The 13674-nt window shown below is 61.1% G+C and carries 8 protein-coding genes, 4 tRNA genes and 1 pseudogene; 10 read left to right on the plus strand and 3 right to left on the minus strand.

The annotated features are described in order from the left end of the window. The first annotated feature begins 56 nt into the window (after nucleotides 1-56). Complete coding sequence (gene pyrF, locus DK261_RS16655) at nucleotides 57-755, plus strand: orotidine-5'-phosphate decarboxylase (protein ID WP_007931610.1); 699 nt, start codon at nucleotides 57-59, stop codon at nucleotides 753-755. A 112-nt stretch (nucleotides 756-867) separates the two neighbouring features. Here pyrF and DK261_RS16660 read toward each other — a convergent pair whose 3' ends face one another. Continuing rightward, nucleotides 868-1872: an NADP-dependent oxidoreductase gene (locus tag DK261_RS16660; RefSeq protein WP_110176026.1), complete on the minus strand. Its 1005-nt coding sequence runs from the start codon at nucleotides 1870-1872 to the stop codon at nucleotides 868-870. 233 nt (nucleotides 1873-2105) lie between these two features. On the opposite strand from DK261_RS16660, the gene DK261_RS16665 reads away from it, so the two are divergent. From DK261_RS16665 to DK261_RS33920, 3 genes and pseudogenes are all read left to right on the plus strand, one after another. Then, entirely contained in the window at nucleotides 2106-2867 is a 762-nt protein-coding gene (locus DK261_RS16665) for an SDR family oxidoreductase (RefSeq protein ID WP_110176103.1), read from the plus strand. 363 nt (nucleotides 2868-3230) lie between these two features. Further along, nucleotides 3231-4127: pseudogene (locus DK261_RS33915) on the plus strand (methyl-accepting chemotaxis protein); the annotation flags it as partial. A 207-nt stretch (nucleotides 4128-4334) separates the two neighbouring features. After that, the gene (locus DK261_RS33920; RefSeq protein WP_371923087.1) at nucleotides 4335-5039 is read left to right on the plus strand and encodes a methyl-accepting chemotaxis protein; all 705 of its coding nucleotides are present in this window, start codon (nucleotides 4335-4337) and stop codon (nucleotides 5037-5039) included. Nucleotides 5040-5127: 88 nt separating this feature from the next. Here DK261_RS33920 and DK261_RS16675 read toward each other — a convergent pair whose 3' ends face one another. Continuing rightward, complete coding sequence (locus DK261_RS16675) at nucleotides 5128-5886, minus strand: hypothetical protein (RefSeq protein WP_110176027.1); 759 nt, start codon at nucleotides 5884-5886, stop codon at nucleotides 5128-5130. A 377-nt stretch (nucleotides 5887-6263) separates the two neighbouring features. Between DK261_RS16675 and DK261_RS16680 the strand changes: the two genes are divergently transcribed. The 5 genes from DK261_RS16680 to DK261_RS16700 all read left to right on the plus strand — a co-directional run bounded on the left by DK261_RS16680 (nucleotide 6264) and on the right by DK261_RS16700 (nucleotide 8171). Then, nucleotides 6264-6339, plus strand: a tRNA-Glu gene (locus DK261_RS16680). A 2-nt stretch (nucleotides 6340-6341) separates the two neighbouring features. After that, nucleotides 6342-6417 (plus strand) — tRNA-Gly (locus DK261_RS16685). Nucleotides 6418-6521: 104 nt separating this feature from the next. Next, nucleotides 6522-6597: transfer RNA gene (locus DK261_RS16690), tRNA-Glu, on the plus strand. Nucleotides 6598-6600: 3 nt separating this feature from the next. Continuing rightward, nucleotides 6601-6676: transfer RNA gene (locus DK261_RS16695), tRNA-Gly, on the plus strand. 280 nt (nucleotides 6677-6956) lie between these two features. Next, nucleotides 6957-8171 (plus strand): sugar transporter, encoded by a 1215-nt coding sequence (locus tag DK261_RS16700; RefSeq protein WP_016702188.1) that lies wholly within the window; start codon nucleotides 6957-6959, stop codon nucleotides 8169-8171. A 133-nt stretch (nucleotides 8172-8304) separates the two neighbouring features. Here DK261_RS16700 and DK261_RS16705 read toward each other — a convergent pair whose 3' ends face one another. Next, complete coding sequence (locus DK261_RS16705) at nucleotides 8305-11805, minus strand: GLUG motif-containing protein (RefSeq protein ID WP_110176028.1); 3501 nt, start codon at nucleotides 11803-11805, stop codon at nucleotides 8305-8307. Nucleotides 11806-12929: 1124 nt separating this feature from the next. Here DK261_RS16705 and DK261_RS16710 point away from each other — a divergent pair. After that, nucleotides 12930-13643 carry a molecular chaperone gene (locus tag DK261_RS16710; RefSeq protein ID WP_110176029.1) on the plus strand — a complete coding sequence of 238 codons (714 nt, stop codon included), beginning with the start codon at nucleotides 12930-12932 and terminating at the stop codon, nucleotides 13641-13643. Nucleotides 13644-13674 lie beyond the last annotated feature (31 nt).

The raw sequence follows: 13674 nt of genomic DNA on the forward strand, positions 1-13674 counted from the left end.
CGCCGTCGCTTGCGCTACAATCCGCGCCGATTTCGACTTGCCTGAGAGCCCCCTTCATGTCCGCTTGCCAGACTCCTATCATCGTCGCCCTGGACTTTCCCACCCGTGACGCCGCACTGAAACTGGCTGATCAGCTGGACCCCAAGCTGTGCCGGGTCAAAGTCGGCAAGGAACTGTTCACCAGTTGCGCCTCGGAAATCGTCGGCACCCTGCGCGACAAGGGTTTTGAAGTCTTCCTCGACCTGAAATTCCATGACATCCCCAACACCACCGCGATGGCCGTCAAGGCTGCTGCGGAGATGGGCGTGTGGATGGTCAATGTGCACTGCTCCGGCGGCTTGCGCATGATGGCGGCCTGCCGCGAAGTGCTCGACCAGCGCAGCGGCCCGAAACCGCTGCTGATCGGCGTGACCGTGCTGACCAGCATGGAGCGAGAAGACCTGGCTGGCATCGGCCTGGATATCGAACCGCAGGAGCAGGTGTTGCGCCTCGCCGCCCTGGCGGAAAAGGCCGGCATGGACGGTCTGGTCTGTTCGGCCCTGGAAGCCCAGGCGCTGAAGGCCGCGCACCCGTCGCTGCAACTGGTGACCCCGGGGATTCGTCCGGCGGGCAGCGCCCAGGACGACCAGCGGCGCATCCTTACTCCGCGCCAGGCGTTGGATGCCGGCTCCGATTACCTGGTGATCGGCCGTCCGATCAGCCAGGCGGCGGACCCGGCCAAGGCCCTGGCGGCCGTGGTAGCCGAGCTGGCGTAAGCGCGCTTCGCGCTATCGCGAGCAAGCTCGCTCCTACAGGGGACGCGTTTCCTGTAGGAGCGAGCTTGCTCGCGAAACAATCGACCAGCCAACGCCATTCAAAAAGCCTGTCTCAAACCTTCAATACCAGCTTGCCGAAGTTCTCGCCGCTGAACAGCTTCATCAGCGTTTCCGGGAAAGTCTCCAGCCCCTCGACAATATCCTCCTTGCTCTTGAGCTGCCCCTTGGCCATCCAGCCGGCCATTTCCTGCCCGGCGGCGGCGAACTGGGCCGCATAGTCCATCACCACAAAGCCTTCCATGCGCGCGCGATTGACCAGCAGCGACAGGTAGTTGGCCGGGCCTTTGACCGCTTCCTTATTGTTGTACTGGCTGATGGCGCCGCAGATCACCACCCGCGCCTTGAAGTTCAGGCGGCTGAGCACCGCATCGAGAATGTCGCCGCCAACGTTGTCGAAATACACATCGACGCCTTTCGGGCATTCGCGCTTGAGGCCGGCATGGACGTCTTCGCTCTTGTAGTCGATGGCCCCGTCGAAGCCCAGCTCATCGATCAGGAACTTGCATTTGTCCTGGCCACCGGCGATGCCGACCACCCGGCAGCCTTTGATCTTGGCGATCTGCCCGGCAATGCTGCCCACCGCGCCGGCCGCGCCCGACAGCACCACGGTTTCACCGGCCTTTGGCGCACCGACGTCCAGCAGGGCGAAATAGGCGGTCATGCCGGTCATGCCCAGGGCCGACAGGTAGCGCGGCAGCGGCGCCAGTTTCGGGTCGACCTTATAGAAGCCGCGCGGCTCGCCGAGGAAATAATCCTGCACGCCCAGGGCGCCATTGACGTAGTCGCCGACGGCGAAGCCGGGGTTGTTCGAGGCGATCACCTGGCCCACGCCCAGCGCACGCATCACTTCGCCAATGCCCACCGGCGGGATGTAGGACTTGCCTTCGTTCATCCAGCCGCGCATGGCCGGGTCGAGGGACAGGTATTGGTTCTTCACCAGGATCTGCCCGGCCGTCGGTTCGCCGACGGCAACCTGCTGGTAGGTGAAGGTTTCGCGGGTTGCCGCGCCCACCGGGCGTTTGGCGAGCAGAAACTGGCGATTGGTCAGGGTGGTCATGGCAGGCACTCGAGGATCAATGGAACCCTAGTTGATAGACCTTCAGCCCTGATGCCGCAAGGTTTGCCGCTGTAGCGAATAGGGCGCGATCCAGAGGCGTGATGGTCGTATGGCCGTCTTCATCACCAGCGCGGATAAGTGGGCAACCGGCCCTCTGATAGTGCTGCCGCGTGCCCGTTGCCTGTGCCTAGACTGGGCCAATCCGATCCATGCATTCCATCGAGGGCATCACCATGAGCATGACGTTTTCCGGCCAGGTCGTTTTGGTCACCGGCGCAGCGGCGGGTATTGGCCGGGCCACGGCCCTGGCGTTCGCCGCAGAGGGGCTGAAAGTGGTGGCGGCCGACCTGGACGTCGCCGGCGGCGAAGGCACGGTGCAATTGATTCGCGCCGCCGGTGGCGAGGCGTCGTTCGTGCGTTGCAACGTCACCGACGAGACGGATGTGCAGAACCTGATGGCACAGGTGGCAAGCCTCTACGGGCGCCTCGACTATGCCTTCAACAATGCCGGGATCGAAATCGAGAAGGGCAAGCTGGCAGACGGCACCCTGGACGAGTTCGACGCGATCATGGCGGTCAACGTCAAGGGCGTCTGGCTGTGCATGAAGCACCAGTTGCCGCTGATGCTTGCCCAGGGCGGCGGGGCCATCGTCAACACCGCATCGGTGGCCGGTCTCGGTGCTGCGCCGAAGATGAGCATCTATGCCGCCTCCAAGCATGCGGTGATCGGCCTGACCAAGTCGGCGGCCATCGAGTACGCGAAGAAGAAAATCCGCGTCAACGCGGTGTGTCCGGCGGTGATCGACACTGACATGTTCCGCCGCGCCTACGAGGCCGATCCGAAGAAAGCCGAATTCGCCGCGGCCATGCACCCGGTCGGACGGATCGGCAAGGTCGAGGAAATCGCCAGCGCGGTGCTGTATCTGTGCAGCGACGGCGCGGCCTTCACCACTGGCCATGCGCTGGCGGTCGACGGTGGCGCCACCGCCATCTGAGGCTCGCCTGCCTTATCGACGGCCCTGATGAACGCGCGTTGCCAGGGCTGTACCGGATCGACCTCGACCATTCTGAAAACGACCTGAACGTAGCTTTTTGCCATTATTCCGACGCCAGATACTTGTGCTCCAGTGCAGCCCGTTGCGAACCTGCAAAACTGGACAATGGCCCTGTCGCCATTGGGGACTGGAAGGGGACTGAGCGCAATGAATTCGGCCACGAACGGACGTTTTGCCAACCTCGGCATGGCGAAAAAACTGGGTGTCGGTTTCACCCTGGTGCTGCTTCTGACAGCGCTGGTGGCGGCCATAGGCGTCTGGTCCCTGCAGACCATCAGCCAGCGTTTCGATGGCCTCAAGCAGATGTCGTCGCTCAACAGCGGTCTGCTCAAGGTCCGCCTGCTCGAACAGAACTATGCCTTGCACGGCGACGCAAAAACCGCGGACGCCTTGCATGAGGGCGTCGATGGCCTGCTGGGGCTGGCGGCGCAGCTCAAGGAGCGCTCGGCGGCGAACGTGCCGGTGATGACCGACGTCGAGCAGGCGCTGGGGGCTTACCGCAAGGCCTTCGACGAGTTCGTCGAGCTGACCCAGGCCAAGGACCTGGCGCTGGAAATGGCCAGCTGGTCGGTGTCCAGCGTGGCCAACAACCTCGACGTACTGCAGGCCGGTCTGGCCGATGACGGCACCTATACGCTCAAGGAATCCGCCGGCAAGGAGGGCAGCGAGTTCGTCGAGCAGGCCAATCAGGTCAGCCAGGTCTCGCGCCTGATGCTGCAAGCCATGAACGAAGCCCGGGTGCGCCTGGACCAGAGCCGCAAGGGCGAGGAAGAGGTCGAGCAGGGCAAGATCGAGCAGGCCGACCAGGCCCTGGCCCAGGCCGAGCAGCTCAAGACCGTGGTCAAGGACGCCGGTTATCAGACCGTGCTCAACGAGGTGGTCGGGCATATCGGCGGCTTCAGCGAAAAGCTCGCTGAATACACCGGCTTGCTGGCGCAGGAGAAAAAGGTCTATCAGCAGCTGCACGAGCGCGCAGCGCAGGTGATGGAGCGGGTCGACCAGGCGTACGGCGCGCAGGATCAGTCGATGCAGGCGGAGCTGAAAAAGAACTCGCTGCTGATCGTCGCTTCGTCGGCCCTGGCATTGCTGGTGGGCGTGCTGGCGGCCTGGATCATTACCCGTTTGATCGTCACTCCGCTGCGCAGCGTGATGCGCGTGGCGCAGCAGATCGCCGCCGGCGACCTGAGCGCGACAGTGGAAGTGACGCGCCGGGATGAAATCGGCCAGTTGATGCTGGCGATGCAACAGATGGGCAGTGGCCTGAGCGGTATTGTCAGCGGCTTGCAGGCGGGCATCGAGCAGTTGGCCAGCTCCGCCCAGTCGCTGTCAGCGGTGACCGAGCAGACCAATCTGGAGGTCAGCAGCCAGAAGGAAGAAACCGAGCAGGTGGCGACGGCAATGAACCAGATGACCGCCACCGTGCACGATGTCGCGCGCAACGCCGAAGAAGCGGCGCAAGCGGCGCAGACCGCCGACGACAAGGTCGAAAGTGGCCAGCAGGTGGTGCGCCAGAGCATGCAGCGCATCGAACAATTGGCGGATTCGGCCAGCAGCGCCAGTTCCAGCATCGAAAGCCTCAGCGCCGAGATCCAGAACATCGGCACCGTGCTCAGCGTGATCAAGAGTGTCGCCGAGCAGACCAACCTGCTGGCGCTGAACGCGGCCATCGAAGCGGCGCGTGCCGGCGAGCAGGGCAGGGGCTTTGCGGTGGTCGCCGACGAAGTGCGGGCCCTGGCCAAGCGCACCCAGCAATCCACCGAAGAGATTGAGCGCCTGGTCAGTGCCTTGCGCTCGGCGGCGCAGTCCTCGGTGCAGCAGATCCAGAGCAGCGGTGAACTGGTCAAGCTGGCGGTCAGCGATGCGCTGCAGACCGAAAGCGCGCTGGGCAGCATCGCCACGGCGGTGTCGCTGATTCAGCAGATGAACCAGCAGATCGCCGCGGCCGCCGAACAACAAAGCTCGGTCGCCGAAGAGATCAATCGCAGCGTCACCAGCATCCGCGCCAGTGCCGATCAGTCGTCACTGGCCATGCAGGGCAATGCAGCGTCGAGCATCGAGCTGGCGCAGTTGGGGGCGGAGTTGAAGGGGATGGTCGGGCATTTCCGGTTGTAATGCCGCGGATGCTTGCTACAGGCTGCGCCGCCAGGGGCGCAGCCTTTATAGGCCGTGCCGTGCGAGTTGCTCGCACGGCTGTTGCCGGTCAGTCGTAAATGGCTTTCTTCTTCCAGTCGGCGTCGGCTTCGACCACTTTCAGGCCTTCGGTCAATTGGTTGACCTCGCCTTCGACCGGCTGGGTGTTGGTCAACACCATCGCGTTGGAGCGGGCCAGGAGTTTTTCCAGGTACTCCAACTGTTCCCGATAGACCGACGGGTCCGGCTGCTTGCGCAGGTACTGCACGCCACGCTCGAACGCCAGGCGCGCCTGGCCGGGTTGCTCCTGCTGCAGGGCGTACTGGCCGAGATTGTTGAAGAACTCGATGTGCAGCAGCACCAGAATGTGGCGGATTTCCCTGATCCAGTGCTTGGCTTCGTTGGTCGGCAGGAAACCGTCCTGGGCGGCGCGCGTCACCTGGCCATGCAGGGCTTCCAGGAGAAAACGCACGTCCTTGGCCTTGGCTTCGGTCTGGATCGGGCAGGGCGGGTTGTTGACCGGAATCGATTCGCCCTGGCCGACCAGCGCATTCAACTCGGTAATACGTGCCTTGAGCGCGGCATCGGACTTGTTCAGGTTCAACAGGCGCTGAACGACGTTGAGCTCCAGGCGGGTCATCAGCAGCTTGAGCGCTGGCGACATGAACTGGCCGGGGAAGGTCTCGGTGATTTCGCCGCAGCGGCGCAGGCGGTCATTGAGTTCGACCTTGGTACGGGCCTTTTCCAGTTTGTTGTTTTCCACCACATGGTTCATGTAGCCAATGGCGATCAAAAGTACGATCCCGGCTACTACTAGCAGGGTGATCATGAGTGGTGTCACCGTGTAAGACCTCTTTCTGGGGTTCGCGTACGAGTGGCGAGTGTAGTGACTTAGCCTTGGGGCGCCTAGCGCAGGTCGACGAGCAGAAACAGGCCGATTCTCTGCTTATATAGGAAATGTCTGGCTGGTTTCATATTGCCATCACCTATGGATGTGGACTATAGCGCCTTGTCGAGTGTCAGAATATAGGCGTCAAGGCACAGGCTGCACAAATGCCCGAAAGGGCTCGCAAACCACCCCGAAGTCATTGATTTAAATAAATTTATATCAGGGGGTTGACGACCCTCCAATCCATCCATAGAATGCGCGCCACTTGCAGCGTAAAGCACACAGCGAAACGCGGCAGGGAGTGAATGTTGTAGTGTGTCCCCTTCGTCTAGTGGCCTAGGACACCGCCCTTTCACGGCGGTAACAGGGGTTCGAGTCCCCTAGGGGACGCCAATGCGGGAATAGCTCAGTTGGTAGAGCACGACCTTGCCAAGGTCGGGGTCGCGAGTTCGAGTCTCGTTTCCCGCTCCAATTTTAAACGGCACTGCTTTCGGGCGGGGCTGAGTGAAACCAGAACCAAGTCTTCGGATGCGGATCTGGACACCGAAACACACACCATGTGTTCCGGGTAGCGTGTCCCCTTCGTCTAGTGGCCTAGGACACCGCCCTTTCACGGCGGTAACAGGGGTTCGAGTCCCCTAGGGGACGCCATTTGCGGGAATAGCTCAGTTGGTAGAGCACGACCTTGCCAAGGTCGGGGTCGCGAGTTCGAGTCTCGTTTCCCGCTCCAAACATAGAGCTACAGATTTTCAAAGGTCTGTAGTTCATCGAAAAAGGGTCCCATTCGGGACCCTTTTTTCGTTTCTGTCGGCAGTGGCCGAGCTTCGGTCCATTTGTCCCCTGTAGCGCGGGATGGCGCTGTTTTTCCCCTTGTCCTGTACGCTGGCGCAGTCCTGTTCGGCGCCTGCATGCTCCCGACCGTGCGCCCAGCCTTTGTGAGCGCGCGCTTGGCACGGGGTTTGCGACGGTCCGGGCCTGATTGACCATCGATAGCGTGGTGCAACCTTTAAATGAGTATCTGCGTGGCGACAACTAAGGGTAATTGGCGGGCAGTCATCGCACTGGCCTTGGCGGCCTTTGTGTTCAACACCACGGAGTTCGTTCCCGTCGGGCTGTTGAGCTCGATCGGCAGCAGCTTCGATCTGTCGACGGACCGGGTCGGCCTGATGCTCACCCTCTATGCCTGGATAGTGTCCCTGACTTCGCTGCCGGTCATGCTGCTGACGCGCAACGTCGAGCGGCGCAAGCTGTTGCTCGTGCTGTTCGGAATGTTCATTGCCAGCCACATCCTGTCGGGGCTGGCCACGAGTTTCGGCATGCTGTTGCTGAGCCGGATCGGTGTGGCCCTATCCCATGCGCTGTTCTGGTCCATCACCGCATCCCTGGCGGTGCGTCTGGCACCACCGGGAAAACAGGTCCAGGCCCTGGGCCTGCTGGCCACCGGTACCTCCCTGGCGATGGTGCTGGGTATTCCCCTCGGCCGGTTGCTGGGCGAGGCCATGGGCTGGCGCACTACCTTTATCGTGATCGCCGGCCTGGCTGTTGCGCTGGTGTTCTGGCTGGCCAGGAGCTTGCCGTTGTTGCCCAGCCAGAACTCGGGTTCTCTCCGGAGCCTGCCAATATTGTTCAAGCGGCCTGCGCTGGTGGCGCTCTATGTGTTGACGGCCCTGGTGGTCACCGCGCAGTTCACTGCCTACAGCTACATCGAGCCTTTCATCAAGGTGGTCGCCGGCTTGAGTGGCGATGTGGTGACCCTCATCCTGCTGCTGTTCGGCGGGGCGGGTATTTTTGGCTCGCTGTTGTTCAGCAGGTTTCACCGCTACAGCCCGCAGCGCTTTCTGCTGGTGACGGTGGCCTTGCTCATTCTGTGCCTGGCCTTGCTGCTGCCATTGAGTGGTGAGGTCTCGTACCTGGGCGGGCTCAGCCTGATCTGGGGGATGGCGATCATGGGCTTCGGGCTGGCGCTGCAATCCAGGGTCCTGGTGCTCGCGCCGGACGCGACCGATGTGGCAATGGCGCTGTTTTCGGGGATCTACAACATCGGCATCGGTGGTGGCGCGCTGCTTGGCAGTTGGGTAGGGGGCCAGCTCGGGTTCGCCTATGTCGGCTTGGCCGGCGGCTTGCTGGCGACCTTGGCGCTACTGTTCTACTGCGCATCCATCTACCGCCTCACCCGGTCCAGCGTTTCGGGTGTCGACCCTGTTGAGGCCGCGGCCGAGAAGTAGAGCACGGGAGGAGGGCGCAGAGAGGGGCCAGATAAAAAGAGAGGGGCAATGATTCGGCTGAATCATTACCCCCCTCTTTTTCACTCAGACAACAAGCCCTGCTCCCCTATGACGAGGGGCAGGGTTTCTGCTCTTAGAACTGCAGGCCAACCGGCTGCACCTTGGCCGCTTCACCAAAGACGCTGTTGTTGGATTGCAATTCCGACCAGGAGTTGATGCCGACCAGGCCACCGTAGAATTGTCCGGCGGAGGCAGAGCCATCGACTTTGCCACCTGCTGACGACTGGTACATCTTGGCGAAGTTCATTCCCGCCAGCCCGCCCAGGCGCGCGCCATAACCGCCGCTGACGTCACTGGTGGTTGTGGAGTTGCGGATCTCCCCTTCATTCGACCCGGCCATACCTCCCACGCTGCTATAGCGACCGCCTTTGGCCGAGCCTTTGGCGAAGGAGTTGGTGACTTTGCCCTGTTGTCTGCCGACCAGGCCGCCGACCTGGCTATTGTCGCCACCGCTCACCGCGGCGGATGCCGTGGAGTTGGTGATATCGCCACGTTGGTTGTAACCAACCAGGCCGCCGACCATGCTGTCGTTGCCGCTGCTCACCGTGCCGGATGCCGAGGCGTTGGTGATACGGCTATCCTCGTAGTGGCCCACCAGACCGCCGGCCAGGTTATTGCCGATGCCAGTCACCGTGGCGGATGCCGAGGCGTTGGTGATGTCGGTATTTTTGCTGTAGCCGACCAGGCCGCCGATCTGGCTTCCGCTGCCGCTGGTCACTGTGGTGGATACCGATGAGTTGGCGATATCGCTATTCTGGCTATAGCCGACGAGGCCACCGATAAAGGTGTTATTGCCACCAGTAACGGACATCGAGGTGGAAGATGCGTTGGCGATGGAGGAGTCTTCGCTAAAACCGATCAGTCCGCCGACCTTCGCCTTGCGGTCGCCATTCACCGCGCCAGAGACGGTCACGTTATCGATATGGCTGTTCTGGCTGTAGCCAATCAGACCACCCACATTGCTATCGTACAAACCTGACACATTGCCTTTGGCCGAGCTGTTGCTGACCGAACTGTCCTGGTTCAGGCCGATCAGGCCACCGATATTGGCAGTCCTGCCGCCTTTTACCGTGCCGGAGAACGAGGCGTTATCGATGCGACCGCCCTGGTTGTGGCCAATCAGGCCGCCTACATTTTTACCGTACAGGTCGGACACGCTGCTGCTGGAAGAGCTGTTGGCGATCGCCCCCCCCTGATTCTTGCCCACCAGGCCGCCAATCGCTTCCGTGCCGTTGCCGGTTACCTCGCCACTGGCGTGAGAGTTGGTCAGAGAACCCAGGTTGGAGCCGACCAGGCCACCGATCCGACGCGCCTGGTTACCCGAGATATGAGTGCTGGAGCTTGAGTTGGTGATGCTGCCAGCCCCAGTATTCTCACCGACCAGGCCACCGATGTTCAGGTTGGCGGCGGCAAGGCTGATCGTGCCGGTGCTGGAGGCGTTGGCGATGACCCCGCGGTTCGAGCCCACCAATCCACCTGCGTTTCTGATATCACTGTTCATTTGCCCCCTGAGGTTGATATCGGCATGGCTATTGGTGATTCTCGCCACGCCGCCGGAGCTGGAGACGTTTTCGGCCACCAGGCCACCCATTGCATAGGTGTACTTGTTGCCGATCACCAGGCCGCTGGCCGAGGAGTTGGCGATGTCGCCGTTCAGGTTGAGAGCGACCAGGCCACCCAGGGTGTTGAAGTGAGACGCCCCGGTCACCCGTACATCCTTGGCCTTGACGTTGCGGATGCTACCCATGTTCATCGCGGCAAGGCTGCCGACCTGGGTGTTGTAGTCGTTGGAATCGGCGCCGCTGGCTGAAATGCGTTCGAGGTTCAGGTTGCTGATCTGCCCCAGGTTTGCGCTGAACAGCCCGACAAAGGCACCGGTGCCATAGATCGATAGGTCGCTGATGGTATTGCCCAGGCCATCGAGCTTGCCGGTGAAGGCGCTTTTTTCGCCAAGCGTCTTGAAGCGGCCTTGGCCGGTGATCTGGTTACCCAGTACATAACGGCCAGTCATGTCGTTTTCGATATCGCGCAGCTGCTTCAGGTTCTGCACCACCTGATAGGCCTCGCCGTTGGCGCTGAAGCGGGCATCCGCACCAGAGAGGGTGACGCTCTTGTCATCCTTGAGGCTGTGGCCGTTTTTGGAATTCAACTCAAGGCTGGCTCCCGATCCGCTCAACGCGACATTGTCATTCAGGCGGATGCCGCCCTGCGCGGCATTCAGGGCCAGGGTTGCGCCGGCGCCGGTGGCGTTCAAGGCCGCGTTCAGCTGGACGTCGCCGCGTTCGGCGGTCAGGCCGAGCTTGTTGCCGCTGTTCCAGGAAACCGCCTGGTTGACCGACAGGTTGCCCTTGCTGCTCAGTTCGACGTTGGTCCGGGCCAGGTTCTGGGCCAGGGTATCGGCATGCAAGGTCGGGGCAGCGCCGGTGGTGCCACCTGTTGCACTGTTGCCGTTGAGGCCGCCACCGATGACCAGGCCGCGGGTGCTGTTGTCTACCTTGGAAACGCTCACCTCGTCCGAGAGGATCTTCCAGGTACCGGTCGATCCCTTGTCGGCGCGGGTGTCCACTTGCGCGGCCAGTTGCACTTCGACCCGGGCACCGCGGTTTTCCACCACGCCACCGTTGCCCTGGCCTCCCAGGGCGCTGGCGTCCTGGCGTCCGGCCACCTGGACGATACCGTTGTCGCCACCGTCGAGGACAATCTTGCCGGCCTTGTTCTGCAAGGTCTTGGCCTCGATCACGCCCTGGTTGCTCACCACGTTTTTCAGCAGACTGCTGGCGCTGCTGGCGGTCATCAATACCTGGCCGCCGTCGGCCTTGAGCAGGCCACCGTTCTGCACCAGGGCATCCACCGCGGCACCGTTCACCTGCAGGTTGAGCAGGCCGTTGCCGTCGAAGTTGACGCTGAAGTCCTTGCCCGCGCCCAGCGCGACGCTACCCATTTGCGCCTGGATCACGCCGCTGTTGCTGACCTGTGCGCCGAGCAGGGCGACGCTGCCGCCTTCGCTGGCGGTGATCTGGCCGGCGTTGCTCACCGCAGCGCTGGAGTCGCCGGCGAAGCGGTAGGTGCCGTCGAGGAAGTCCTTGTCGCTGATGTTCTGCGTGGAGGCCACCAGGCCGCCGACGTTGACCTGGGCGGATTTGCCAAAGACCACGCCATTGGGGTTGATCAGGAACACCTGGCCGTTGGCGTCGATGCGGCCCTGGATATCACTGCCGTTGGTGCCGACCACTCGGTTGAGGGCGACCGACTGGCTACCGGGCTGATGGAAGCTGACGCTTTCGTCGCCGGCGACGCTGAAGTCGTTCCAGTGGGTGATCAGCTTGTTGCTCTGCTGCTCGACGGTCATTTGCTTGCCGTCGCTGGTGGTGTGAATGCCGGCCTCGCCCGCGACTATCGCCGCTCCTCCCGGCAGGGCGAAGGCCGGGGCCTGAGCCAGCAGGCCCAGCAGCGAGAAGCCGGCGGCGATCACGACCTTGAGCCGGCTTGATTTGCCTCGGCGTCGGGTGCCTTCGCTGGCGACGTTCCAGCAACCAGTGGCCTGGTTCCAGATCAATGCATAACTTTTGTTCATGGTGCATCCTCTAAGTGAATACTCTGCTGGTCCCCCCAGCAGAACGGGTACTACGGGTGTGGAGCGGGAATGACGGCCTGCTCCGAGCGATCGTGAAAGACGGTGTGTCAGTCCTCCCAAGCCATGGGGGAAGGAGGGAAGAACGCTTGGTCCGTCGGGTGCTGCGCCAATACGCAATCGCGGGCTGTTTCTCTCAACCAAATTGGATTTCGTGCACTTGGGACCGATTGTTTGGATGGGGTATGAAAAACCTTTATCGAGTCATGGGCTTTAAAGGGGGTTCCATACTTTCGATGTTCGATTGACTTGTTTGCTTCAAGCATTAATTGGCGCGGCTGTGGAGCCTTCTGGGAGTTGCTTGTATTTGCTGGTTGGGCCGGGGTGATTAATTAAGCAAAAGGCAGGGGGCAAAAAAACCAGAACTTTCTTAACTGGTGGTTAGCCCTTTCCTGTTTGAATGGGGAGGCAGGAGGCTCTTGCTCGCTGCTGTTGAGGCTTGTCCTGCCTCACGCTGTAAAAGGGCCGCATTGACGGGCTTTGTGCCATACCCCGCGCTGCTTTTGTTTTGGCTGCATGCTCGGACCGCTTCTGGCTAGCCTCTTTTTTGGAGGCGAGGCGCGGCGGTATTGGGAAGTTTCAGTGTCGCTGAAAGTTTTGCGTGGTGATTGTTGGAATTGAGGTTCGGATATAAATGATGGGGCGGTTATTTGTCTTGAGGGAGTCGACTTATATTCGCTTGATCTCCAGATTTTTATATTGCGTTTGTTTTTGTCGGTAGTCAGGTCGATGGGGCATGAAGTTAGCAGTCATATTATTTAAATAACGGCCGCACATTCATATCGACCTGAAAATTCAGGGTTGCAAATACCCAAGGAGTCGTCCTTGGGGGGCGCTGCCTGTGCTTACGATTTCCGCGCTGGATATTGGCGCGACGGCCCAGAATCAGGGGGATTTTGAGAATCGTCCTACTGATAATAAGAATTATCTCATGTAAATTTCCTCCCCCCGATCCATTCGAACGTTACTCATATCGGCACAGTGGCCTTATCGCGCCATCGATATTTTTCACTAAGGCGAAACACTGGGCCTCAGCCGTTCGATTCACACGGAGTAGAGCATTTACCGTGAAGATTCCAGTCATCGCCGGAGTGATTCTGGCCAGCTTGTCCCTGCTTTTTTCTACCTCTTCCCAGGCTGGCATCAATCTGGAAAACACCCGTGTGGTGCTTGCGGCACCGAGCAAGCAAGCCTCCCTGGTGATCAAGAACAGCGCGGCCGAGGACCTGATGTTCCAGGCCTGGATAGAAGGGGCTGACAAGAGCGAGGATGTGCCCTTCGCCCTCACCCCGGTGCTCAAGCGCCTGAGTGGCGAGCAGCAAGTGCTGCGCATCCTCTACAGCGGCAAGGGCTTGCCGACCGACAAGGAGTCGGTGTTCTGGCTGAACGTGCGCGAGGTCCCGCAAAAGTCCCGGGAGGACAATACCCTGCAAATCGCCGTGCAGCAGCGTCTCAAGCTGTTCTACCGGCCAGCCGGGCTACCGGGAAAGGTCGTGCAGGCCCCGCAACAGCTCAAGTGGCGGCTGCTGGCCAAAGACGGCAAACCCTATCTGGAAGTGACCAATCCATCGGCTTTCCATCAGTCTTTTGCCGCGATCACGTTGCGGATGGGAAGCAAGAGTTTCACTGCACCGATCGATATGGTCGCGCCGACCACCACTGCCCAGGTCGAGATTCCCGAACTGCCGAACGGCGTCCAGGCCAACGACCTCAAGGTTGAATTCGAAGTCATTGGTGATTACGGCGGAATCCTCAAATACGACAGTACTATCTCCGGCTGAGGTTTGGCGTCTTTTTGGTAGCGACGGAAAC

The sequence above is a fragment of the Pseudomonas sp. RW409 genome, from assembly GCF_003184125.1.
GTDB lineage: Bacteria > Pseudomonadota > Gammaproteobacteria > Pseudomonadales > Pseudomonadaceae > Aquipseudomonas > Aquipseudomonas chlororaphis_I.